Annotated in this window: 26 protein-coding genes; 21 read left to right on the top strand and 5 right to left on the bottom strand. The window is 70.3% G+C overall.

Features of this window, described 5'->3' with window-relative positions; genetic code table 11:
• Nucleotides 1-42: 42 nt before the first annotated feature.
• The 6 genes from aosR (at nucleotide 43) to rdgB (ending at nucleotide 4,760) form a co-directional block, all read left to right on the top strand.
• The gene (aosR, locus tag EGT67_RS10655) at nucleotides 43-618 is read left to right on the top strand and encodes an oxidative stress transcriptional regulator AosR (protein WP_127916030.1); all 576 of its coding nucleotides are present in this window, start codon (nucleotides 43-45) and stop codon (nucleotides 616-618) included.
• Nucleotides 615-1,703, top strand: a complete 1,089-nt coding sequence (locus tag EGT67_RS10650; protein WP_127916029.1) for a P1 family peptidase — start codon at nucleotides 615-617, stop codon at nucleotides 1,701-1,703. The genes aosR and EGT67_RS10650 overlap by 4 nt, the downstream gene beginning before the upstream one ends.
• 108 nt (nucleotides 1,704-1,811) lie before the next feature.
• On the top strand, nucleotides 1,812-2,420 hold the full coding sequence (locus EGT67_RS10645) for a rhomboid family intramembrane serine protease (protein ID WP_206612344.1): 609 nt from the start codon (nucleotides 1,812-1,814) through the stop codon (nucleotides 2,418-2,420).
• Nucleotides 2,421-2,542: 122 nt separating this feature from the next.
• Entirely contained in the window at nucleotides 2,543-3,301 is a 759-nt protein-coding gene (locus EGT67_RS10640) for a cyclic nucleotide-degrading phosphodiesterase (protein ID WP_127916027.1), read from the top strand.
• A gap of 68 nt (nucleotides 3,302-3,369) precedes the next feature.
• Nucleotides 3,370-4,152 carry a ribonuclease PH gene (gene rph / locus EGT67_RS10635; RefSeq protein WP_127916026.1) on the top strand — a complete coding sequence of 261 codons (783 nt, stop codon included), beginning with the start codon at nucleotides 3,370-3,372 and terminating at the stop codon, nucleotides 4,150-4,152.
• Nucleotides 4,149-4,760, top strand: coding sequence for an RdgB/HAM1 family non-canonical purine NTP pyrophosphatase (gene rdgB, locus EGT67_RS10630; protein WP_127916025.1), 612 nt, complete (start codon nucleotides 4,149-4,151; stop codon nucleotides 4,758-4,760). The genes rph and rdgB overlap by 4 nt, the downstream gene beginning before the upstream one ends.
• 74 nt (nucleotides 4,761-4,834) lie before the next feature.
• On the opposite strand, the gene EGT67_RS10625 is transcribed toward rdgB, so the two are convergent.
• The gene (locus tag EGT67_RS10625; RefSeq protein WP_127916024.1) at nucleotides 4,835-5,215 is read right to left on the bottom strand and encodes a DUF3817 domain-containing protein; all 381 of its coding nucleotides are present in this window, start codon (nucleotides 5,213-5,215) and stop codon (nucleotides 4,835-4,837) included.
• The gene (locus EGT67_RS10620; RefSeq protein WP_127916023.1) at nucleotides 5,212-5,628 is read right to left on the bottom strand and encodes a transcriptional regulator; all 417 of its coding nucleotides are present in this window, start codon (nucleotides 5,626-5,628) and stop codon (nucleotides 5,212-5,214) included. The genes EGT67_RS10625 and EGT67_RS10620 overlap by 4 nt, the downstream gene beginning before the upstream one ends.
• A gap of 267 nt (nucleotides 5,629-5,895) precedes the next feature.
• On the opposite strand from EGT67_RS10620, the gene rpsP reads away from it, so the two are divergent.
• The 5 genes from rpsP to EGT67_RS10595 all read left to right on the top strand — a co-directional run bounded on the left by rpsP (nucleotide 5,896) and on the right by EGT67_RS10595 (nucleotide 9,311).
• The gene (gene rpsP / locus EGT67_RS10615; protein WP_127916022.1) at nucleotides 5,896-6,345 is read left to right on the top strand and encodes a 30S ribosomal protein S16; all 450 of its coding nucleotides are present in this window, start codon (nucleotides 5,896-5,898) and stop codon (nucleotides 6,343-6,345) included.
• Nucleotides 6,345-6,587, top strand: a complete 243-nt coding sequence (locus tag EGT67_RS10610; protein WP_005513947.1) for an RNA-binding protein — start codon at nucleotides 6,345-6,347, stop codon at nucleotides 6,585-6,587. Before rpsP ends, EGT67_RS10610 begins: the two co-directional genes overlap by 1 nt.
• Before the next feature lie 7 nt (nucleotides 6,588-6,594).
• A complete protein-coding gene (gene rimM, locus EGT67_RS10605; RefSeq protein ID WP_127916021.1) occupies nucleotides 6,595-7,161 on the top strand; it encodes a ribosome maturation factor RimM in 567 nt (188 codons plus the stop codon).
• A gap of 10 nt (nucleotides 7,162-7,171) precedes the next feature.
• The gene (gene trmD, locus EGT67_RS10600) at nucleotides 7,172-7,870 is read left to right on the top strand and encodes a tRNA (guanosine(37)-N1)-methyltransferase TrmD (protein ID WP_127916020.1); all 699 of its coding nucleotides are present in this window, start codon (nucleotides 7,172-7,174) and stop codon (nucleotides 7,868-7,870) included.
• A 67-nt stretch (nucleotides 7,871-7,937) separates the two neighbouring features.
• On the top strand, nucleotides 7,938-9,311 hold the full coding sequence (locus EGT67_RS10595) for a flavin monoamine oxidase family protein (protein WP_127916019.1): 1,374 nt from the start codon (nucleotides 7,938-7,940) through the stop codon (nucleotides 9,309-9,311).
• On the opposite strand, the gene EGT67_RS10590 is transcribed toward EGT67_RS10595, so the two are convergent.
• Entirely contained in the window at nucleotides 9,308-10,249 is a 942-nt protein-coding gene (locus tag EGT67_RS10590; RefSeq protein WP_241565966.1) for a serine hydrolase, read from the bottom strand. The genes EGT67_RS10595 and EGT67_RS10590 overlap by 4 nt on opposite strands.
• Nucleotides 10,250-10,322: 73 nt before the next feature.
• Here EGT67_RS10590 and EGT67_RS10585 point away from each other — a divergent pair, with 73 nt between their 5' ends.
• Nucleotides 10,323-12,662 (top strand): Tex family protein, encoded by a 2,340-nt coding sequence (locus EGT67_RS10585; RefSeq protein WP_127916018.1) that lies wholly within the window; start codon nucleotides 10,323-10,325, stop codon nucleotides 12,660-12,662.
• A gap of 45 nt (nucleotides 12,663-12,707) precedes the next feature.
• Here EGT67_RS10585 and EGT67_RS10580 read toward each other — a convergent pair whose 3' ends face one another.
• The gene (locus EGT67_RS10580; RefSeq protein WP_127916017.1) at nucleotides 12,708-13,379 is read right to left on the bottom strand and encodes a GAP family protein; all 672 of its coding nucleotides are present in this window, start codon (nucleotides 13,377-13,379) and stop codon (nucleotides 12,708-12,710) included.
• A gap of 110 nt (nucleotides 13,380-13,489) precedes the next feature.
• Between EGT67_RS10580 and EGT67_RS10575 the strand changes: the two genes are divergently transcribed.
• From EGT67_RS10575 to dprA, 9 genes are all read left to right on the top strand, one after another.
• Nucleotides 13,490-14,464, top strand: coding sequence for a formylglycine-generating enzyme family protein (locus EGT67_RS10575; RefSeq protein ID WP_127916016.1), 975 nt, complete (start codon nucleotides 13,490-13,492; stop codon nucleotides 14,462-14,464).
• Nucleotides 14,464-15,348 carry a hypothetical protein gene (locus tag EGT67_RS10570; RefSeq protein ID WP_127916015.1) on the top strand — a complete coding sequence of 295 codons (885 nt, stop codon included), beginning with the start codon at nucleotides 14,464-14,466 and terminating at the stop codon, nucleotides 15,346-15,348. The genes EGT67_RS10575 and EGT67_RS10570 overlap by 1 nt, the downstream gene beginning before the upstream one ends.
• 73 nt (nucleotides 15,349-15,421) lie before the next feature.
• Complete coding sequence (rplS, locus tag EGT67_RS10565) at nucleotides 15,422-15,763, top strand: 50S ribosomal protein L19 (protein WP_127916014.1); 342 nt, start codon at nucleotides 15,422-15,424, stop codon at nucleotides 15,761-15,763.
• A 70-nt stretch (nucleotides 15,764-15,833) separates the two neighbouring features.
• Entirely contained in the window at nucleotides 15,834-16,652 is an 819-nt protein-coding gene (gene lepB / locus EGT67_RS10560; protein WP_127916013.1) for a signal peptidase I, read from the top strand.
• A complete protein-coding gene (locus EGT67_RS10555) occupies nucleotides 16,649-17,353 on the top strand; it encodes a ribonuclease HII (RefSeq protein WP_127916012.1) in 705 nt (234 codons plus the stop codon). The genes lepB and EGT67_RS10555 overlap by 4 nt, the downstream gene beginning before the upstream one ends.
• Before the next feature lie 37 nt (nucleotides 17,354-17,390).
• Nucleotides 17,391-17,708 carry a DUF2469 domain-containing protein gene (locus EGT67_RS10550; protein WP_127916011.1) on the top strand — a complete coding sequence of 106 codons (318 nt, stop codon included), beginning with the start codon at nucleotides 17,391-17,393 and terminating at the stop codon, nucleotides 17,706-17,708.
• 205 nt (nucleotides 17,709-17,913) lie between these two features.
• The gene (locus EGT67_RS10545) at nucleotides 17,914-18,270 is read left to right on the top strand and encodes a YraN family protein (RefSeq protein ID WP_127916010.1); all 357 of its coding nucleotides are present in this window, start codon (nucleotides 17,914-17,916) and stop codon (nucleotides 18,268-18,270) included.
• Entirely contained in the window at nucleotides 18,270-19,778 is a 1,509-nt protein-coding gene (locus tag EGT67_RS10540) for a YifB family Mg chelatase-like AAA ATPase (protein WP_127916009.1), read from the top strand. Before EGT67_RS10545 ends, EGT67_RS10540 begins: the two co-directional genes overlap by 1 nt.
• Entirely contained in the window at nucleotides 19,775-20,896 is a 1,122-nt protein-coding gene (gene dprA / locus EGT67_RS10535) for a DNA-processing protein DprA (protein WP_127916008.1), read from the top strand. Before EGT67_RS10540 ends, dprA begins: the two co-directional genes overlap by 4 nt.
• Nucleotide 20,897: 1 nt before the next feature.
• Here the strand turns inward: dprA and hadA are convergent, their stop codons facing one another.
• On the bottom strand, nucleotides 20,898-21,431 hold the full coding sequence (gene hadA, locus EGT67_RS10530) for a (3R)-hydroxyacyl-ACP dehydratase subunit HadA (protein ID WP_127916007.1): 534 nt from the start codon (nucleotides 21,429-21,431) through the stop codon (nucleotides 20,898-20,900).
• Nucleotides 21,432-21,534 lie beyond the last annotated feature (103 nt).

Genomic DNA, 21,534 nt, shown 5'->3' with positions numbered 1-21,534 from the left:
CCCAACACATCCATCTCGACCGTAAGGATCCCGGGTACAGACGTGCGGACTTGGACGAGGAAGAACTCGCTCGGCGGAATGAAACTGCGTTCGGAGATGGACGCACACGAAGCGGCGGTGCTGAGGTCGCTGGTGTCCTCGGTGACCGGGCTGCTCGAGGAGCGGGCCTCGTCGGCGCCGACCGACGAACTGGCGGCGCTCACCGGCATGCGGACGGGCAACAGCGACACCCCGTCGGACGCGGTCCTCGCGCGACTGCTGCCGGACTTCCAGCGCGCGGACCCCGACGCGCCCGACAACGACCCCGAACGGGGCAACGTCAACAGTGCGCTGCGCAGCCTGCACGAGCCGGACATCATCGACGACAAGATCGCGGCCGGCTCCGTCATGCTGCAGACCGTGCCCGCCGAGGGCGGCAAGGTCGCGCTCACCCCGGAGCAGGCGGACGCGTGGCTCGCCGGCCTCAACGACATCCGCCTGGCGCTCGGCACCAATCTCGGCATCGACGCCGACACCCCCGACGAGTTGGAGGAAGGTGACCCCCGGGCCCCGCACCTCGACGTCTACCACTGGTTGACGTGGATGCAGGACTCGCTCGTCCAGGCGCTGATGTCGTGACCGCGCCCCGGCCGGCGCTGGTCCCCGGGCCGTCGAACTCGCTGTGCGACGTCGACGGTGTCCTCGTCGGCCACGACCACCGGCTCGATCCCGATGCGACCCTCGGCGCCGGTGCGGCGACCGGGTGCACCGTCGTGCTGGTCCCGTCCGGAGCGACGGCCGGTGTGGATGTGCGCGGCGGCGGCCCGGGCACCCGGGAGACCGACCTGCTCGACCCCAGCCATTCGGTGCAGCAGGTGAACGCGGTGCTGCTGTCCGGCGGCAGCGCGTACGGCCTGGCCGCTGCGGACGGCGTCATGCGCTGGCTCGAGGAACACGATCACGGCATCCCGATGGGTGCGCCGGGCCAGGTGGTCCCCATCGTGCCGGGCGCGGTGATCTTCGACCTGCCCGTCGGCGACTGGCATGCCCGGCCCACCGCGGAGTGCGGCTACCGGGCGGCCGACCGGGCGGGGCGCGACGTCGAAACCGGCTGCGTCGGAGCCGGCACCGGGGCCAGGGCCGGGGTCGTCAAGGGCGGCGTCGGCACCGCAAGCAACGTCATCCAGGGTGGACCGGCCGACGGCGTGACCGTCGCCGCACTCATGGTCGCCAACCCGGTCGGCTCGGTATGGGATCCGGAGACGGGTCTGCCGTGGGGGCTGTCGCTCGCGGACGCGGAGCGCCGCGGGATCCGGCGCCCGTCGCCCGACGAACTCGCGGCGGCAAACGCGCTGGGGGAGAAGGCGACCGTCCTCAACACCACGATCGGCGTGGTCGCGACGGACGCGAAGCTGTCGAAGGCGTCGTGCCGCCGGGTCGCGGTCGCCGGCCACGACGGCCTGGCCCGCGCGATCCGGCCCGCGCACTCGCCGCTCGACGGCGACACCATCTTCGCGCTCGCGACCGGGACCCACGACACCCCGTCACCGGTCGGGGTGCCCGCGGCGTTCCCGGCCGAACTGCCGATCCTCGACGCGGTCTGCGCGGCGGCCGCGCAGTGCGTGCAGCAGGCGATCGTCGACGCGATTCTGTCGGCCACCACGGTCGCGGGCATCCCCGGCTACCGGGACGTGTTCCCGTCGGCGTTCGGGACTTCCGGCTAGCGCGAGGAGTCGTTCGGCGCCGACCGTTCGTCGGTGGTGGTCGGTACGCTCGAAACCGTGACAACCGGATCCGAACTGCGGGCGAACCCGCCGCGGGCCGCGCGCCCGATGTGGCAGCGCGCGGCGATGACCATCGGTGGTTTCGTCGCCGTGCTCTACGTGCTCGAGGCGATCGACACCGTCGCGGGAAACAGACTCGACGCGTGGGGCGTCGAGCCACTGACCCTCGACGGGCTGTGGGGCATCCTGTTCGCGCCGATGCTGCACTTCGGGTGGGGTCACCTCCTGGCCAACACCGTCCCGCTGTTGATCCTCGGATTCCTGGTGCTGCTCTCCGGGATCGGTCGCGGTCTCGCCGCGACCGGAATCATCTGGGTGATCGGCGGGCTCGGCACCTGGCTGACCGGTGGTGTCGGCTCCGCGCACCTCGGCGCATCCGTGCTGGTGTTCGGCTGGCTCACGTTCCTGCTGGTGCGCGGCATCTTCACCCGCAGTGTCGGGCAGATCCTGCTCGGGGTCGTCGTGCTCTTCGTCTACGGCGGCATGCTGTGGGGTGTGCTGCCCGGGCAGTACGGGATCTCCTGGCAGGGGCACCTGTTCGGGGCGATCGGCGGCGTCGTGGCGGCGTGGGCGCTGTCGTCGGACACCCGCAGAAAGGGTGGTGTCCCGGCGCCGGGATCGGGCGGCGTCTCCGCGGTGCCGCGCCTGCCGGGCTGACTCGACCGTCACATGCCCAGGACGTGAAATGGCGCATCACATCCGACGTCGGATGTGAGTTGACGCCGCCGAAAGTGACCGAAGCTTTTTGAGAGCCGGGTGATCGTGGCAGCATAGCTGGCATGCGCATTACGGTCCTGGGATGTTCGGGCAGCGTTTCCGGACCTGACTCGGCTGCGTCGGGCTACTTGTTGACCGCGCCGGGCACCCCGCCGGTCGTCATGGATTTCGGCCCCGGCGTCCTCGGAGCCCTGCAGAAGTACGCCGATCCGGGCGAGGCGACGATCCTGCTGTCGCACCTGCACGCCGACCACTGCCTCGACATGCCCGGTCTGCTGGTGTGGCGCCGGTACCACCCGAATCCGCCCGCCGGTCGTGCCCTGGTCTACGGCCCCACCGACAGCGCGTGCCGCATCGGGGTCGCGTCCGCGGAGTGCGGCGGTGAACTCGACGACATCTCCGACACCATCGACCTGCGCAACTGGTCCGACGGGCACGTCGCCGAGATCGGCGAGATCGCGGTCCAGGCGTTCCGCGTGAACCATCCGCCCGAGTCCTACGGCTTCCGCGTCACCAGCAAGGCGGGACGCGTCCTCGCGTACACGGGCGACACCGGCATGTGCGACACCGTCGTCGACCTCGCCCGCGGTGCCGACGTGCTGCTGTCGGAGGCGTCGTGGACGCACAGCCCGGACCGGCCCGAGGGCATCCACCTCTCCGGCACCGAGGCCGGGCAGGTCGCCGCCCGCGCCGGGGTCGGGGAACTCCTGCTCACCCACATCCCGCCGTGGACCTCCCGTGAGGACGTCATCGCCGAGGCGAAGGCGGAATTCTCCGGGCCCGTGCACGCGGTCTCGGCCGGCGACGTCTACGACATCTGACGACACCCCTCGCTCACACCGGCGGCGACTGGGCTCACCGTCGGCGCCGCCGACTAGGCTCTTCCAACGTGACGACACGAGAAGACGGTAGGACGGACGACGAACTCCGCGAGGTCCGGATCACGCGCGGTTTCACGAACCATCCCGCGGGTTCGGTGCTGGTCGAATTCGGCAACACGCGGGTCATGTGCACCGCGAGCGTCGAGGAGGGCGTGCCGCGCTGGCGCAAGGGCTCGGGGCTGGGCTGGCTCACCGCCGAGTACGCGATGCTGCCCGCCGCCACCCACACCCGCAGCGGCCGCGAATCGGTCAAGGGCAAGGTGGGCGGACGGACCCAGGAGATCAGCCGACTGGTCGGCCGCTCGCTGCGCGCGTGCATCGACCTCGCCGCGATCGGCGAGAACACCATCGCCATCGACTGCGACGTCCTGCAGGCCGACGGCGGCACCCGCACCGCCGCCATCACCGGCGCGTACGTCGCGCTGGTCGACGCTGTGACCTACCTGCGTGCCGCGGGCCGCCTCGCCGACCCGCAGCCGATCTCGTGCGCCATCGCCGCGGTCAGCGTCGGCGTCGTCGACGGTCGCGTCCGGCTGGACCTGCCGTACGAGGAGGACTCGCGCGCCGAGGTCGACATGAACGTCGTCGCGACGGACACCGGCACGCTCGTCGAGATCCAGGGCACCGGCGAGGGCGCAACGTTCCCGCGCTCGACGCTCGACAAGTTGCTCGACTCGGCGCTCGCCGGCTGCGAACAGCTGTTCGCGATCCAGCAGGCCGCGCTCGCCGAGCCGTACCCGGGCGTGCTGCCGGAGTCGTCCGAGCCGAAGAAGAAGGCGTTCGGCAGTTGAGCGGCAAGATCCTGGTCGCCAGCCGCAACGCCAAGAAGCTCGGTGAACTGCGTCGGGTCCTCGCCGCCGCCGGCATCGATGGGCTCGAGGTGATCGGCCTCGACGAGGTCCCCGAGTTCCCGGAGACGCCGGAGACGGGTGCGACGTTCGAGGAGAACGCGATCGTCAAGGCCGTCGACGGGGCCGCGGCCACCGGGCTGCCGTGCGTCGCGGACGACTCCGGGCTCGAGGTCGACGCCCTCAACGGCATGCCGGGCGTGCTGTCGGCGCGCTGGAGCGGCGGTCACGGCGACGACGGCGCCAACACGGCGTTGCTGCTGGGACAGCTGTCGGACGTGCCCGACGAACGGCGCGGCGCCGCGTTCGTGTCGGCGTGCGCGCTCGCGATCCCGGGGCAGGACACCGTCGTGGTGCGCGGGGAGTGGCGTGGACGGATCGTCCGCGAGCCGCGCGGCGCGAACGGGTTCGGCTACGACCCCGTCTTCGAACCCGAGGGCGAGCAGCGAACGTCGGCGGAGCTGTCGCCGCAGGAGAAGGACGCTGCCTCACACCGGGGACGCGCACTGGCGCAGCTGGTGCCGGCGCTCGCCGAGCTGGCGGAGGCGTAACACGCCGCGAAGGCACGAAGGGCCCGTCTCGTACGAGACGGGCCCTTCGGCGTGATGGGGGGAATCCGGGTGGCTCAGACCCCGAAGTCCTTCTTGACCTGCACCGTGCGCCAGTGCTCGACGAAGAACGACAGGAACGGGACGGTGCCGGCCAGCAGGGTGCCGATCGTCCGACCGGCGGGCCAGCGCACCTTGACCGCGAGATCGATCGTCATGATCAGGTACACGAAGTACACCCAGCCGTGGACGATCGCGATCCAGGTCGGCAGGTTGTCGACGCCGAAGATGTACTTGGCCACCATCTCGGCCGTCAGCACGAGCAGCCAGATGCCGGTCGCATACGCGAGTACGCGGTAGCGCAGGAGCGCCGACGCGATCTTCTGGTTGTCCTGCTGTGCGGGCGCCGCCTGGGGCGCGGTCTGCTGTGGGGTGGTCTCGTGGGGGCCGCCGCTCACTTGTCGCTCCTATCGGGCTCGCGAGCGGAGAGCTCGGCGAGGTAATCGTTGTACTCGAGCATCTGCCGCGCCTCGGGGTCGTCGAGATCCGCGGCGGTCACCGATTCCGCCTTCGGGCGCTCCGGAAGCAGGCCCTCGGGAACGTCGGTCGGCTGGCCGTCCGCGGCGCCTCCGGCCGAGCCGTCGGCCGTGTCCTCGTCGAGGCCGTCCTCGAGCTGGACGAACCGTCGGTAGGCGTAGACGACGAACGCCGCGAAGAGCGGCCACTGGAACGCGTAGCCGAGGTTCTGGCCGGTGCCGCCCACGGACTCGAATCGCGTCCACTGCCACCAGCCGAGCGCCAGGCATCCGACGGCGGCGACGACGACCAGCACGATCAGCGCTGGTCGGCTCTTACGACTGGTTCGGGCCACACATCGACGGTACCCGAGGTGGGGCGGGGCGCCGTAGGCGTGCCGGGTGGTTCTGGTCACCGAACCTGCACGTGAACGGGGGCGACGGCCTGCGTTTCCGTTCCGTGCGGGTCGTCTGGCAGAATGAACCGCTGTTCGTCGCATCCGGTTACGTACCGCGCGACGGTCACAGGAGAGCGGCAAAACCGGACTCACCGCCCTGGTGGGTCGCTGAATTGCACGTGACACGTGCGCACTGGTGTGCGCACTGAAGGAGATACGCAGCGCATGGCTGTCAAGATCAAGCTCACCCGCCTCGGCAAGATCCGCAACCCGCAGTACCGGATCATCGTCGCGGACTCTCGCACCCGCCGCAACGGCCGTGCGATCGAGACCATCGGCAAGTACCACCCCAAGGAAGAGCCGTCGCTGATCGAGATCGATTCGGAGCGCGCTCAGTACTGGCTGGGTGTCGGCGCGCAGCCGACCGAGCCGGTCGAGAACCTGCTGAAGATCACCGGTGACTGGCAGAAGTTCAAGGGCCTGCCGGGCGCCGAGGGCACCCTGAAGGTCAAGGAGCCCAAGCCGTCCAAGCTGGAGCTGTTCCAGGCTGCGCTGGCGCAGGCCGAGAACGAGCCGGTTTCCGAGGCCATCACGCCCAAGAAGAAGAAGGCTGCGAAGGAAGAGGCCGCCGAGGCTCCCGCTGCTGACGCCGAGTCCACCGAGGCTGCCGAGTAATGAGCGCCGTTGTCGCCGATGCCGTCGAGCATCTCGTCCGTGGGATCGTCGCCAACCCCGACGACGTTCGCGTCGAGCTGATCACGGGGCGTCGGGGGCGCACCGTCGAGGTGCACGTGCACCCCGACGATCTCGGGAAGGTGATCGGTCGCGGTGGTCGCACCGCGACCGCCCTGCGGACCCTCGTCTCCGGTATCGGGGGCCGTGGGATCCGCGTCGACGTCGTCGACACCGATCTGTAAGTCCGCAGTGGAACTCGTCGTAGGCCGCGTCGCCAAGTCGCACGGCATCAGGGGAGAGCTCGTCGTCGAGGTTCGCACCGACGAACCCGAGGAGCGCTTCGCCGTCGGTGCCGAGCTGCGTGGCCGCAAGCCGCGCGAGAACAAGCTGCACACGTACGTGGTGGAAGCCGCCCGGGAGCATTCCGGGCGGCTTCTGCTGCGCTTGCGTGGCGTCACCGATCGCAACACCGCCGACGACCTGCGCGGCACGCTGTTCACGATCGACACCGCCGATCTCACCCCGTCCGACGATCCGGACGAGTTCTACGATCACGAGCTCGAGGGCCTGGCTGTGCGGATGGCCACCGGACGCCCCGACGCCGGCACTCCGGTCGGCACGGTGATCGAGGTATTGCATTCCGCCGCAGGCGAACTGCTGTCGATCCGCCCGGAGGGGCAGACGTCGGGCGAGGTGCTGGTGCCGTTCGTGACGGCGATCGTCCCGACCGTGTCCGTCGCCGACCGTGTCATCGAGATCGACCCACCGGAAGGCCTGCTGGATCCGAATTTCGGGGACAGCTCCAACGAGGAGTGACCGAACCACCGTGCGTCTCGACGTAGTCACGATCTTCCCCGAGTACCTCGAGCCGCTCCGGGCCGCACTGCTCGGCAAGGCGATCGACAAGGGACTCATCTCCGTCGGAGTCCACGACCTGCGACGCTGGACCCACGACGTCCACAAGGCCGTCGACGATTCCCCGTACGGCGGCGGGCCGGGCATGGTCATGAAACCCACCGTGTGGGGCGACGCCCTCGACGAGGTTCTCACCGACGACGACGGTGACCCCGATTCCGACGCCCTCCTCGTGGTACCCACCCCGGCCGGCGTCCCGTTCACGCAGGCCACCGCGCACCGCTGGGCCGAGGAGAAGCATCTGGTCTTCGCGTGCGGCCGGTACGAGGGCATCGACCAGCGTGTGTTCGACGACGCGGCCCGCCGGGTGCGGGTCGAAGAGGTGTCCATCGGCGACTACGTGCTGATCGGCGGCGAGGCCGCGGTGCTCGTCATGGTCGAGGCCGTCGTCCGTCTGCTGCCGGGTGTGCTCGGCAATCAGCAGTCGCATCAGGAGGATTCGTTCTCCGACGGTCTCCTCGAGGGGCCCAGCTACACGCGCCCGGTCAGTTGGCGCGGACTCGACGTGCCGCCGGTGCTGCTGTCCGGCGATCACGCGAAGGTCGCAGCCTGGCGGCGGGCGCAGTCGCTTCAACGCACGGCCGAGCGTCGGCCCGATCTCCTTTCCTGATCGGTTCGCACCGACCTTTGACCCGGCGCGGGTCGCCCGAGTAGGCAGGAACTCGAGGTGACCTGTGATGACTGACGTCGACTATTGCGTCGTGGGGGCCGGATTCGCGGGGCTGACCGCTGCTCTGCGACTGAAACAGGCGGGCCGTTCCGTCACCGTCCTCGAGGCCCGTGACCGACTCGGCGGCCGGACGTTCACCGAAACCCGCGACGACGGCGTGTGGATCGACCGGGGCGGGGCCTGGATCGGTCCCGGCCAGGACCGCGTCCACGCGCTGATGACCGAGTTCGGGGTGCCGAGCTACAAGCAGTACACCGCCGGCGACGCCATGATGATGGTCGACGGCAAGAAGTACCGCTACCAGGGCACGATCCCGATGACCATGAGCCCGTGGGCCGTCGCGAACCTGGGCACGGTGTTCCTCGAACTCGGGGAGCTGTGCAAGTCCATCCCGCTCGACGCGCCGTGGGAGGCGAAGCGGGCCGCCGAGTGGGACCGCATCAGCCTCGCCAAGTGGCTCGACGACAACGTGCTGTCCAAGCCCGCACACCGACTGCTCGAGATGGCGATCGCGGGCTGCTACACGTCGGCCGCGTCCGAGGTGTCGTTCCTGTTCGTGCTGTACCAGATGGCGTCCGGTGGCGGGCCGGGCTTCGTGCTGGGTGTGAAGGATGCGGCGCAGGACTCCCGTCCGGTCGGCGGGATGGGGGCGATCTACCGGCCCATGGCCGCCGAACTCGGCCGATCCGTCCACCTGTCGCAGCCGGTGCGCACGATCGCACAGGACGACGGGGGCGTCACCGTCGCGACCGACCAGTTGACGGTCCGCGCGCGGCGGGTGATCGTCGCGGTGCCGCTCGCGGTCGCCGGACAGATCCGGTACGAGCCGCTGCTGCCGGTGGACCGGACGTTCCTGCACCAGCGGATGCCCAGCGGGGCGATCCTCAAGATCGCGGTGCTCTACGACGAGCCGTTCTGGCGGGCGGACGGGCTGTCCGGCCAGTCCGCCGCACCCGGATCGGCCGCGATGGTCACGATCGACGCCGGCACCGATGCGCCGCGTCCGGGCGTGTTGTGCGTGATCGTCGAGGGCCCGCGGGCCCGGGAACTCGGCCGGTTGACGGCGGCGGAGCGGCGGACCGCCGTGGTCGGCGCGCTCACCGAACGGTTCGGCAGCGCGGCGGCGGCGCCGCTCGATTTCGTCGAGCAGGACTGGAGCGCCGAGCGGTACTCGGGCGGCGGGATGCTCAGCCACGCGCCGACCGGGGTGCTCACCGAATTCGGGCCGGCGCTGCGCGCGCCCTGCGGACGCATCCACTGGGCGGGCACCGAGAGTTCGGCCGTCATGTGCGGGTGGGTCGACGGGGCGGTGCGGTCGGGGGAGCGGGCCGCGCGGGAGGTCGTCGCCGCGGACGACCTGGTGGGTGCCGGGCGGGGTTAGTCGATTCGTCTCTGCGGGAACAGGGTTCGAGCGACGTCGGTGACCGTCTCCCGGGCGTGTGCCGCGCTGACGTCGTCGACCGCCGCGGTGAGCGAGGTGTCGGGGTACTCGGCGTCGGAGTCGCCGTAGTCGAGGTCCTCCCGCGACACCAGCACCAGCACGTACCGGCCGTCGGGCCCGATCACGCCGGTCGACAGGTGCATCCAGCGGTCGTCGACGCAGCACATCCAGCCCTGCTTGACGGCGACGTCCGTCTCGTCGGGCAGGCCGGCAGGGATCCCGAAGCTCTGGTCGTAGCCGTCCGCGGCGGTGGGGCTCGACGTGCGCAGGTAGGCCATCATCTCGTCGCGGTGCGCCGCGTCGAGGCCGCCGCGGCCGTCGAGCACCGCCGCGTAGTAGTCGACGAGGTCGCGTCCGGTCGTGGTGGTGTTCCACCAGTGGTCGTCGTAGGGAACCGACGTGTCGGCGAGCCCGTACCGCGACACCACGTCGAGGACGATGTCCGAGGCGCCGTACTCGTCCCACAGCTGGTTGGCGGCGTCGTCGTCGGAGTACTCGAGCATCCGGGCGACGAGGGCGTGCTGGTCGGCGGTGAGTTCCAGGTCCGCGATCGTCTCGCGGTAGAAGATGTCGTCCGCGATGAACAGCTTCGCGACCGACGCCGTCGCGAACGGGGTCGTGTCGGCGAACGATTCGTAGTGCCCGTCCCGCCGGTCGAGCAGGGCGATGGTGACGTCCGCACCGCGGTCGGCGGCGTCCGCGACGGACTGGCTGATCCGGCCCTCGAGCGTTAGCGGCGCGGACGCGACCACGGTGGTGTCGACGTCGTTCGCCCGCCGACTGTCGGGCGTCGTCCCGTCGTCGGACGGCGAGGCGCAGGCCGCGATCGCGGCGGCCGCGAGGCACACGACGGCGAGGCGTCGTGCTCGTCCCGCCACCGGATCCTCCACCAATTCGTTCGCAGGCCTCATCACCGGCGCCCCGGACAGGGTAACGGTAGGGTCGGTCGCCGTGACGACTGCTCTCAAATCCGTGAACCAGCGCATCGCCGAAGAGCTCGACGTACGGGAGGGACAGGTCGCCGCGGCCGTCGACCTCCTGGACGGCGGCGCCACGGTCCCGTTCATCGCGAGGTACCGCAAGGAGGTCACCGGGGGTCTCGACGACGCCCAGCTGCGTCAGCTCGAGGAACGCCTGCGCTACCTGCGCGAACTCGACGAGCGCCGCGGCGCGATCCTGGAATCGATCCGCTCGCAGGACAAGCTCGACGCCCAGCTCGAGCAGCAGATCATGCTGGCCGACACCAAGGCCCGCCTCGAGGACATCTACCTGCCGTACAAGCCGAAGCGGCGGACCAAGGCGCAGATCGCCCGTGAGGCCGGGCACGAGCCGGTCGCCGACGCGCTGCTCACCGACCCCACCCAGGACCCGGCGCAGTACACCGCCGAACAGCTCGAGGGCGCCCGCGCGATCCTCGTCGAACGCTTCGCCGAGGACGCCGACCTGGTCGGTGAACTGCGCGAGATGATGTGGACCCGCGGCCAGGTCGAGTCGACGGTCCGCAAGGGCAAGGAGTCCGAGGGCGCCAAGTTCGCCGACTACTTCGAGTTCTCCGAGCCGTTCGAGAAACTGCCGTCGCACCGGATCCTCGCGATGTTCCGCGGCGAGAAGGAAGAGATCCTGTCGCTGACGCTCGCGTCCGACCGCGAGCCGCTGGAACCGGGGGAGACCACCGTCTACGAGGGGCGGATCGCGAACCGCTTCGCCATCGCGGACCGGGGCCGCGCGGCCGACCGCTGGCTGCTCGACACCGTCCGGTGGGCGTGGAAGACCAAGATGCTCATCACGCTCGGCATCGACACCCGCATGCGGCTGCGCCAGTCCGCGGAGAAGGACGCCGTCGACGTGTTCGCGGCCAACCTCAAGGACCTGCTGCTCGCGGCGCCCGCCGGCACCCGCGCCACGATGGGTCTGGATCCGGGCTTCCGCACCGGCACCAAGGTCGCGGTCGTCGACGCGACCGGCAAGGTCGTCGCGCACGACACGATCTACCCGCACCAGCCGCACAACAAGTGGGACCAGTCGCTCGCGACGCTCGCCGCGCTCGCCGCCAAGCACGGCGTCGAACTCGTCGCCATCGGCAACGGCACGGCGTCGCGCGAGACGGATGCGCTTGCCGCCGAGCTGATCTCGAAGTTCCCCGAGGCGGGGCTGACGAAGGTCATGGTGTCCGAGGCCGGCGCGTCGGTCTACTCGGCCTCGGCCTACGGGTCGCAGGAACTGCCCGACCTGGACGTGTCGATCCGCGGCGCGGTGTCGATCGCGCGGCGCCTGCAGGACCCGCTGGCCGAGCTGGTCAAGATCGACCCCAAGTCGATCGGCGTCGGCCAGTACCAGCACGACGTGTCCGAGACGATGCTCGCGCGCTCGCTCGGCGCGGTCGTCGAAGACGCCGTGAACGCGGTCGGCGTCGACGTCAACACCGCGTCGGTGCCGCTGCTGTCGCGCGTGTCGGGCATCGCCGGTTCGCTCGCGGAGAGCATCGTCGCGCACCGCGATCAGAACGGCCCGTTCCGCAGCCGAAAGGGGCTCAAGGACGTGCCGCGCCTCGGGCCGAAGGCGTTCGAGCAGTGCGCGGGCTTCTTGCGCATCCCGAACGGCGACGACCCGCTCGACGCGTCGAGCGTGCACCCCGAGGCGTACCCGGTGGTGCGGCGGATCGTGCAGTCCTCCGGGGCAGCGGTCGGGGAGTTGATCGGCAACACCGCGGTTCTGACCAAGCTGCGCCCGGCCGACTTCGTCGACGAGAAGTTCGGTCTGCCCACCGTCACCGACATCATCGCCGAACTCGACAAGCCGGGCCGCGACCCGCGCCCGGAGTTCAAGACCGCGACGTTCGCGGCCGGCGTCGAGAAGGTCGCGCACCTGAAGCCCGGCATGGTGCTCGAGGGTGTCGTCACCAACGTCGCCGCGTTCGGCGCGTTCGTCGACGTGGGCGTGCACCAGGACGGCCTGGTGCACGTGTCGGCGATGTCGCGCACGTTCGTCAGCGACCCGCGCGAGGTCGTCAAGTCCGGCGACGTCGTCAAGGTCAAGGTGGTGGACGTCGACGTCGAACGCCAGCGCATCGGGCTGACGTTGCGCCTCGACGACGAGGTCGGCGCGGCCGCCGGTCCGAAGGGTGGTCAGGGCTCGCGCGGTCCGCGCCAGGGCGGGCAACGCGGTGGCGGTCAGGGGCAGCGTGGCCAGGGTGGTCAGCGGCAGGGCGGTCAGGGCCGAGACCGTCGCGACGAGCGTCCGGCGAGCGGTTCGATGGCCGACGCCCTGCGCAAGGCCGGTTTCGGCAAGTAACCCCGCACGACAGGTGCCCCGAGGTGATCGGGGCACCTGTCGGCGTCAGTAGCCGCCGATGCCCTTGCCGATCAGCGACACGCCGATCACCAGCAGCAGCACCGCCATCACCGCGGCGTTGTTGGCGGTGAGCCAGACCTTGAGCCCCTTCAGCCACGACGTCGCCCGCTCCCGCATCGTGAAGTAGCCGATGACCGGCACGGCGACGGTGCTCGCGGCGAGCACGGTGAACACGATTCCCGCGACGACGATCGACCCGGTGTCGACGCCGAGCTGCGCAACCGCGACCGCGGCACCGACGATCATCAGCAGGTTCTTCGGGTTCACGGCGGACAGCGCGAACCCGAGCCCGAGCGCCTTCACCGGCGTGACCTTGTCCATCGCCGACAGCCATGCCGGCATCGTCGGCTCCTCGCCCGGTGCGGGTCGGCCGCGCCACTGCTTGACGGCCAGGCCGAGCATCAGCACACCGAGCGCGAGGCGGATGGTCGCGGTGACGGCGTTGCCGTCGGAGTTCGCGGACAGGTCGATGGCGCTCCCGACGACCACGAAGATCGCGTACGCGACGGCGATCCCGAGGATCCAGCCGGCGAGGAACATCGTCGCGGTGCTCCCGGCTCGCGGCGTGAGCAGCATGAGGATCGTCGCGATGATCGGGATCGGGCTGACAGCGACGCCGACGGCGAGGGGGAGCACGTCCCCGATTGCGGTACCCATGGAACGAATGGTGTCGGTACGGTCCGCCGCCGTCCCCACCCGTTTCGGGTGAAACGCCGGGTGCCGCTCCGGCTTTCGCGTCGGTGCGACAGGTGGAACACTCAGGATCCATGCAGCCGATCGCGTCCGTGCGCAGTGACTCCTCCCGCGCGCCGAAGAACATGGTGTGGGTCCCCGGTGGCACGTTCTGGATGGGCTCCGAGGACTTCTATCCCGAGGAACGCCCGGTGCACCAGGTGGCCGTCGACGGCTTCTGGATGGACACCCACCAGGTGACGATCGCCGAGTTCCGCCGGTTCGTGAAGGACACCGGGCACGTCACCACCGCCGAACTCGCGCCCGACCCCACGGACTACCCCGACGCGGACCCGGCCCTGCTGGTTCCCGGGTCGCTGGTCTTCACCCCGCCCGACCACCCGGTCTCCCTGGACGACTACCAGCAGTGGTGGTCGTGGGTGCCCGGCGCCGACTGGCGGCACCCGGAGGGCCCCGGCAGCAACGTCGGCGGCCGCGAGCGGCACCCCGTCACCCACATCTCGTACACCGACGCGCTCGCGTACGCGGCGTGGGCGGGCAAGGAACTGCCCACCGAGGCCGAGTGGGAGTTCGCGGCCCGGGGCGGCCTGGACCGCAAGACCTACGTCTGGGGCGACGAGTTCACCCCCGGCGGCAAGCACCAGGCCAACACGTGGCAGGGCCAGTTCCCGTGGCAGAACCTCGTCGACGACGGGTTCGTCGGCACCTCGCCGGTCGGCAGCTACCGGCCCAACGGCTACGGCCTGGTGGACATGGCCGGCAACGTGTGGGAGTGGACGTCGGACTTCCACACCGCCGACCACAGCGCCTCCGGCAAGAACGTGGCGCCGACGTCATCGTGCTGCATTCCGCGCAACCCGCGCATCGAGGTGGGCGAGGCCCGTGACGGCGAGGCGTACGCGCGACGCGCGATCAAGGGCGGCTCGCACCTGTGCGCGCCCAACTACTGCCTCCGGTACCGCCCGGCGGCGCGGCAAGGGGAGACCGAGGAGACCTCCACCTGCCACATCGGGTTCCGCTGCATCGTCCGCGACCCGGATCGGTCCTGATGCGCGAGTGGCTCGACCGGGAGATCATCGCGAACGGGCGCCTCCCGTTGCTCTTCTTCCTGCTCGGATTCCTGATCGCGTTCCTGTTCATCCGCGTCAGCGTCAGGATGATCCGCGCCGAGGTGCGCTGGTGGCCCGGCAACATCACGCCCGGCGGCCAGCACATCCACCACGTCGTGTTCGGTGTGGTCGCGATGTTCGCGTCGGGGATCGCGCTGATCGCGGTGTACGAGACGGCGACGCAGGCCACCGGCGCGGTACTGGCCGCCTTCTTCGGGATCGGCGCGGCGCTCGTGCTCGACGAGTTCGCGTTGATCTTCTATCTCAAGGACGTCTACTGGGAGGACCAGGGACGGGCATCGGTCGATGCGGTCTTCGTCGCGCTCGCCGTGACCGGTCTGCTGCTACTTGGGTTCCAACCGCTCGAACTGTTCGACATCACCGAGTTCCGCAAGGATCCGCACTTCGCGGTCCGGGCGGCGATCGTGGGCCTCGCGCTCGCGAATCTGGGGTTGGCGGCGATCGTGATCCTCAAGGGCAAGATCTGGACCGGACTGGTCGGACTGTTCGTGTTCCCGATCCTGCTGGTCGGCGCGATCCGGCTGAGTCGGCCCGGGGCGCCGTGGGCGCGCTGGCGATACGTGAAGAAGCCCCGCAGGATGCGCCGCGCGCTCGAGCGGGAGAAGCGGTACCGGCGCCCGATGATCCGGGCCAAGATCTACGTGCAGGACCTCGTCGCGGGAAAACCGAGCGTCGAGCACGCGCTCACCGCCACCGAGGAGGAACTCGAGCGGACCGTCCACGCCGCGCCGGCGCCGATTTCCACGCGTGCTGCGGCGTCTGGCACAATGGTCGGGTTGCCTGGCGAAGGCGACTCAACCTGATCTGAGCACGAACCAGTCGAGCCACCGCCGCTCGGTTCCTCTGCTCCTGCGAAAACGCAAGGATGGAACACCCATGAACACCTTGGACTTCCTGGACGCCAAGTCCCTCCGCAACGACATTCCGGAGTTCCGCGCCGGTGACACCCTGAACGTGCACGTCAAGGTCATCGAGGGCTCGAAGGAGCGCGTGCAGGTCTTCAAGGGCGTCGTGATCCGTCGCCAGGGCGGCGGCGTGCGCGAGACCTTCACGGTCCGCAAGGTCTCGTTCGGTGTCGGTGTCGAGCGCACCTTCCCGGTCCACAGCCCCAACCTGGCCCAGATCGAGGTCGTCACCCGCGGTGACGTCCGTCGCGCCAAGCTGTACTACCTGCGCGACCTGCGCGGCAAGGCTGCGAAGATCAAGGAAAAGCGCTGAGCTGCGACGCTCCCAGCTTGATCGATTGGCCCGGCACCGTTTTCACGCGGTGTCGGGCTAATCTGTCTCCGTGGCAGATGCACCGCAGGACCCGGCCGTGACGCCGGATGCGAACAACGGCGACGGCACGGGAAAGAGCAACGGGGGGAACGGCGGCCGGCGTCGCGCCCACGGGAAGGAGAAGAAGCAGCGCTCCTTCTGGCGCGAGATACCGATTCTCATCGTCGTGGCGCTGCTTCTGAGCTTCCTGCTGCAGACCTTCATCGCGCGCGTCTACCTGATCCCGTCCGAGTCGATGGAGCCGACGTTGCACGGCTGCCCCGGTTGCACCGGCGACCGGATCGTGGTCGAGAAGATCAGCTACCGATTCGGTGATCCCGAACCCGGCGACGTCGTGGTGTTCCGCGGTCCGGAGTCGTGGTCGGAGAACTGGGACTCGAAGCGGTCGTCGAACGTCGTGGTCCGCGGCGCCCAGGAGTTGGGCTCGCTGGTGGGACTCGTCCCGCCGGACGAGAATGATCTCGTGAAGCGTGTGATCGCCACCGGCGGGCAGACCGTCGAGTGCTGTGACGACCAGGGCCGGATCCTGGTCGACGGCAAGCCGCTCGACGAGCCGTACGTGGAGATGGACTTCCCGTTCATCCCGGGGGTCCAGACGTGCACGACGGCGGTCAAGTCGGGTCGCTGTTTCGGTCCGGTCACCGTCCCCGAGGGCAACCTGTGGGTGATGGGCGACAACCGCAGCAACTCGGCGGATTCGCGCTACCACGTGTCCGACGAACTCCAAGGAACCATCCCGATCGACAACGTGATCGGCAAGGCGACGTTCATCGTGTTGCCGCCGTCGCGTTGGGGCAAGATCTCGTCCCCCGATATCCAGCAGCAGTGAGTACCTGGCCACCGAGAACAGTCATTCGCAGAGCGTCCGGCTTGCGGACCATGGAGTCTGCTCTGATGCGGTGCGGGCTCGGCCCGGTCGCTGGTGTGGACGAGGCCGGTCGCGGCGCGTGTGCGGGACCGCTGGTCGTCGCCGCCTGCGTGCTCGGTCCCAGACCGCACGCGGCGTTGGCGGGGCTCGACGACTCGAAGAAGCTGACCGAGAAGGTGCGCGACGAGCTGTTCCCGGTCATCAAGCGACTGGCGGTCGCCTGGAGCGTGGTCGAGATCCCCGCCGAGGAGATCGACCGGATCGGTGTGCACGTGGCGAACATCGAGGGCATGCGCCGCGCGGTTGCCGGACTGACGGTGGCGCCGGGGTACGTTCTCACCGACGGCTTCCGGGTCCCCGGTCTGCCGGCGCCGTCGCTGCCGGTGATCGGCGGTGACGCGGCCGCCGCCTGCATCGCCGCGGCGAGCGTCCTCGCCAAGGTCACACGGGACCGGACCATGGTCGCACTGGACGACGAGTTGCCCGGGTACGGTTTCGCGGGGCACAAGGGGTACAGCACCGCGGTGCACACGGCGGCGCTGAACGAGCTGGGGCCGAGCCGCGAGCATCGGATGTCGTACGCGAACGTCGCCGCGGCGAGCCGCGCAGTGGGAACTGCGGCGGGTCGGGCGTTCGAGTCCGAGGCGGTCGGTGCGCGATGATGAATGTTCACAACAACGCAGGAGGACGTCGAGACCGATGAGTGCCGAGGATCTCGAGAAGTACGAAACCGAGATGGAACTGTCGCTGTACCGCGAGTACCGGGACATCGTCGGTCAGTTCTCGTACGTCGTGGAGACCGAGCGCCGGTTCTATCTCGCGAACTCCGTGGAGTTGATTCCGCACAGCGCGGACGGCGAGATCTACTTCGAGGTGCGGATGTCCGACGCCTGGGTGTGGGACATGTACCGGCCGGCCCGGTTCGTGAAGTACGTGCGGGTCATCACCTTCAAGGACGTCAACATCGAGGAGCTCGAGAAGTCGGACCTGCGGCTTCCCGATAGCGGCCTGGGCTGACACGAGTCTTCCGGAACCGCGCACCACGAATCGTGGTGCGCGGTTTCGCGTTTCCGGGTGTCCCGCGTTCTGCGCGTTGTCCACAGCTCTTCGCTCATCCACAGGTGAAGTCGTCGGCGCAGGTCGGGCGATCACCGTGGTCCGTCGGGGGCCGCACAGTGGTCCCGAGCGACGGGGAGTCCCGTCGGCTGAGGGGAGGCCTGGGATGGGACGGAATCTCGCGCTGGGCGCGATGGGGGAGGACCTCGCGGCCGAGTGCCTGACGGCGTCCGGCATGCGGATCCTGGACCGCAACTGGCGGTGCCGTCACGGTGAACTCGATCTGGTGGCGGTCGACGGCGACACGGTCGTGTTCGTCGAGGTGAAGACCCGGTCGGGACTCGGCTTCGGCAGCCCCGCCGAGGCGGTCACCTACGCCAAGCAGCGGCGCATCCGGATGCTGGCGCAACGCTGGCTGTCCGCGTCGGAGCGGCACTGGCCGCACGTCCGGTTCGACGTGGTGGCGGTGCTCGTCGATCGGCGCCGGGAACCCGAGGTCACGCACCTGACGGCGGTGTTCTGATGGCGCTGGGTCGGGCGCATTCGGTCGCGGTGACCGGCGTCGAAGGGCAGATCGTCGAGATCGAGGCGGACATCGGGCGGGGGCTGCCGGGCGTGCACCTGGTGGGGCTGCCGGACACGGCGCTGCAGGAGTCCCGGGACCGGGTGCGGGCGGCGGTGACGAATTCGGGTGCCAAGTGGCCCGAGTCGCGGGTAACGCTCGCGCTGTCGCCGGCGACGCTCCCCAAGGTCGGCAGCGTCTACGATCTCGCGCTCGCGTGCGCGGTGCTCGACGCGGCCCGGCAGGTGCCGCGAACGCGGCTCGAGAAGACCGTGCTGCTGGGGGAATTGGCGCTCGACGGTCGACTGCGCACGGTCCGGGGTGTGCTGCCGGCGGTTCTCGCGGCGAAGAACGCCGGGTGGTCGACGGTCGTGGTCCCGATGGCGGCGCTCGCGGAGGCCGGCCTGGTCGACGGGATCGAGGTGCTCGGCGCGGACCGGTTGACCGCCGTCACCGAGTGGCTGCAGGGCGCGGGACAGCTCGCGGCACCGGATCCGTTCGACGCCGAGACCACTTCGGCGCGAGGCGATCTCAGCGAGGTCGTGGGACAGACGGACGCACGGTGGGCGATCGAGGTGGCCGCGGCCGGTGCCCATCACCTCATGCTGACCGGCCCGCCGGGGATCGGGAAGACCATGCTGGCGCAACGGTTGCCGGGGGTCCTGCCTGCGCTGTCGGAGTCGGAGGCGTTGGAGGTCACGGCCATCCACTCGGTGGCCGGACTCCTGACCTCCGAGCGCCCGCTCGTCACCGAACCGCCGTTCATCGCACCGCACCACACGACCTCGGTGAGTGCCCTCGTCGGCGGTGGCAGCGGTATGGCCCGTCCCGGCGCGGTCAGCCGGGCGCACCGGGGAATCCTCTTCCTCGACGAGTGCGCCGAGATGGGCACCAAGGCGCTCGAGGCGCTGCGCACACCGCTCGAGGACGGCGAGGTGCGGATCGCCCGACGCGACGGGGTGGCCCGGTATCCGGCGCGGTTCCAGTTGGTGCTCGCCGCCAATCCGTGTCCGTGCGCGCCGGCGCGGGAGGCCGACTGCGTGTGCGCGCCCACCGCCCGGCGTCGCTACCTCGGGCGTCTGTCGGGCCCGCTGCTCGATCGGGTGGATCTGCGGATCCGGATGCAGGCCGCCTCCACCGATGTCCTGATGGACGGAGTGGGGGAGAGCACCGACCAGGTGCGGGCGCGGGTCGCGTCGGCGCGGGCCGCCGCGGCCGAACGGTGGAATCCGTACGGCTGGCGCACCAACGCGGAGGTGCCGGGTCCGGCTCTGCGGCAACGGTTCCGGCTCTCCCGCGACGCGCTCGGGCCACTCGAGAAGGCGCTGCGTCGCGGCTCGGTCACCGCGCGCGGCGCCGACCGGGCGCTGCGGGTGGCGTGGACCCTCGCGGACCTCGCCGGGGTGGGTTCGCCGGGCGCGGACCAGGTGGGGACCGCGCTCGGGTTCCGGGATCGGGGTGCGCCGTGACCGGACACGACCCGAGGCGGTCGGCGTGGGCGTACCTGTCGAAGGTGGTGCAGGGGTCGTGCCCGCCGCTCGCGCAGTTGGTGGCGGCGGTCGGGCCGGAGGAGGCCGCGCGCGCCGTGCGGGAGCGGGACCTGTCCAGCTTCCTGGACCGGCGGACGGCGGCGCGGGCGCACCTGGACACCTCGGTGCGCGACCTCGACCTGCTGCAGGCATTGGGTGGGCGTCTGGTCACGCCGGACGACGACGAGTGGCCGCGGTGGCGGCTGCTCGCGTTCGACGGTCTCGGGCACGGTCGCGACGACGGCGGCCCTCTCGCGCTGTGGGTGCTGGGTGATCGGCCGCTGGACGAACTGGTCGCGAGGTCGGTGGCGGTGGTCGGCACCCGCGCGGCGAGTTCCTACGGCGAGCACGTGACCGCCGAGATCGCGGGTGATCTCGCGGCGGACGGGTGGACCGTCGTGTCCGGGGCGGCGTTCGGGATCGACGCCGCCGCGCATCGGGCCGCCCTCGGCGCGGGCGGCCTCACCGTCGCGGTCCTGGCCTGCGGTGTCGACCGCGCCTACCCGGCCGGGCACGGGCGCCTGCTGCAGCAGATCGCCCGCGACGGGGCGGTGATCAGCGAGTACCCGCCCGGGACGACCCCGGCCCGCTACCGGTTCCTGGCCCGGAATCGGCTGGTGGCCGGGCTGTCCGACGGCGTGGTCGTCGTCGAGGCGGGATGGCGCAGTGGGGCGCGGAACACGGCGACGTGGGGGCGTCGGCTGGGACGTTCGGTGCTCGCGGTGCCGGGGCCGGTGACGTCGGCGGCGTCCACCGGGTGCCACCGGATGATCCGGGAGGGCGAGGCGCGGCTGGTGGCGAGCGCCGCCGATGTCGTGGAGGAGGCGGGACCGATCGGGCTCGACGGCGACGGAGCCGGGCCGGTCCGGGCGCTCGACGTGCTGGAGGGGGAGGCGGCCGCGGTCTACGAGGCGCTGCCGGCCCGCGGTGCCCGGGGCACGCGTGAGCTCTCGGAGGATTCGGGGGTGCCGATCGACCGGGTGCGGGCGGTCCTGCCGGTGCTCGAGCTGGACGGCTTCGTCGGCTCGGACGAGGCGGGGTGGTTCCGCGAGCGGTGACTCACGCCTCGTGCATCATCACGGCCTTGATGCGCCGGATCCGATCCGGGTCCTCCTCGTCTCCGGTGCGCCCGACCAGCGTGGTCAGCGTCGTGACGACCGGCTCGCCGGTCTCGTCGCGCACGAGGTTCTTGGTGACGATGATGTCGCTGCCGGCGGTCTGCCGAAACGATTCGAGGGACACGTCGACGGTCAGCCGGTCGCCGGCGCGCACCGGTCGGTGGAACACCAGCTTCTGATCAGTCTGGAGTATCTGGCTCAGATCGAATCCGGTGAGAATCTGCTCGAGCAGATACTTCTGCGCGATGATGCCGATCACCGAGACGAACGTCAGCGGTGCGATCAGCGTGGGGTACCCGAGGGCCCGCGCGGCGTTCTCGTCGTAGTGCGCGGGGTGGCTGTTCTGCACGGCCGCCGCGTACTCGCGGACCTTCTCCCTGCCCACCTCGTAGTAGTCGGGCATGCGGTAGCTGTAGCCGACCAGCCGCTGTGCGCGGGAGGCGCGGTCGCCCGTCGATTCCACGGATCGGGTCACCAGTCGAGTGTGACCGAAGAACCGCCCCGGTGGCTGATATCGGGCAGAGATGGACACGACCGCATCCAATCGTTTCCGAACGGAAACGATTGGATGTCCGGTG

The sequence above is a fragment of the Prescottella agglutinans genome (assembly GCF_004011865.1).
Taxonomy (GTDB): domain Bacteria; phylum Actinomycetota; class Actinomycetes; order Mycobacteriales; family Mycobacteriaceae; genus Prescottella; species Prescottella agglutinans.
The sequence above is the reverse complement of the archived record's forward strand: the minus strand, read 5'-3'. Positions and strand labels throughout refer to the sequence as shown.

Bases quoted from the DNA above. Each gene is read 5' to 3' on its own strand.
- EGT67_RS10645 (WP_206612344.1), top strand. From the start codon at position 1,812: ATGTGGCAGCGCGCGGCGATGACCATCGGTGGTTTCGTCGCCGTGCTC.
- EGT67_RS10640 (WP_127916027.1), top strand. From the start codon at position 2,543: ATGCGCATTACGGTCCTGGGATGTTCGGGCAGCGTTTCCGGACCTGAC.
- rpsP (WP_127916022.1), top strand. From the start codon at position 5,896: ATGGCTGTCAAGATCAAGCTCACCCGCCTCGGCAAGATCCGCAACCCG.
- EGT67_RS10610 (WP_005513947.1), top strand. From the start codon at position 6,345: ATGAGCGCCGTTGTCGCCGATGCCGTCGAGCATCTCGTCCGTGGGATC.
- EGT67_RS10595 (WP_127916019.1), top strand. From the start codon at position 7,938: ATGACTGACGTCGACTATTGCGTCGTGGGGGCCGGATTCGCGGGGCTG.
- EGT67_RS10580 (WP_127916017.1), bottom strand. From the start codon at position 13,379: ATGGGTACCGCAATCGGGGACGTGCTCCCCCTCGCCGTCGGCGTCGCT.
- EGT67_RS10575 (WP_127916016.1), top strand. From the start codon at position 13,490: ATGCAGCCGATCGCGTCCGTGCGCAGTGACTCCTCCCGCGCGCCGAAG.
- EGT67_RS10570 (WP_127916015.1), top strand. From the start codon at position 14,464: ATGCGCGAGTGGCTCGACCGGGAGATCATCGCGAACGGGCGCCTCCCG.
- rplS (WP_127916014.1), top strand. From the start codon at position 15,422: ATGAACACCTTGGACTTCCTGGACGCCAAGTCCCTCCGCAACGACATT.
- EGT67_RS10550 (WP_127916011.1), top strand. From the start codon at position 17,391: ATGAGTGCCGAGGATCTCGAGAAGTACGAAACCGAGATGGAACTGTCG.
- EGT67_RS10545 (WP_127916010.1), top strand. From the start codon at position 17,914: ATGGGACGGAATCTCGCGCTGGGCGCGATGGGGGAGGACCTCGCGGCC.
- EGT67_RS10540 (WP_127916009.1), top strand. From the start codon at position 18,270: ATGGCGCTGGGTCGGGCGCATTCGGTCGCGGTGACCGGCGTCGAAGGG.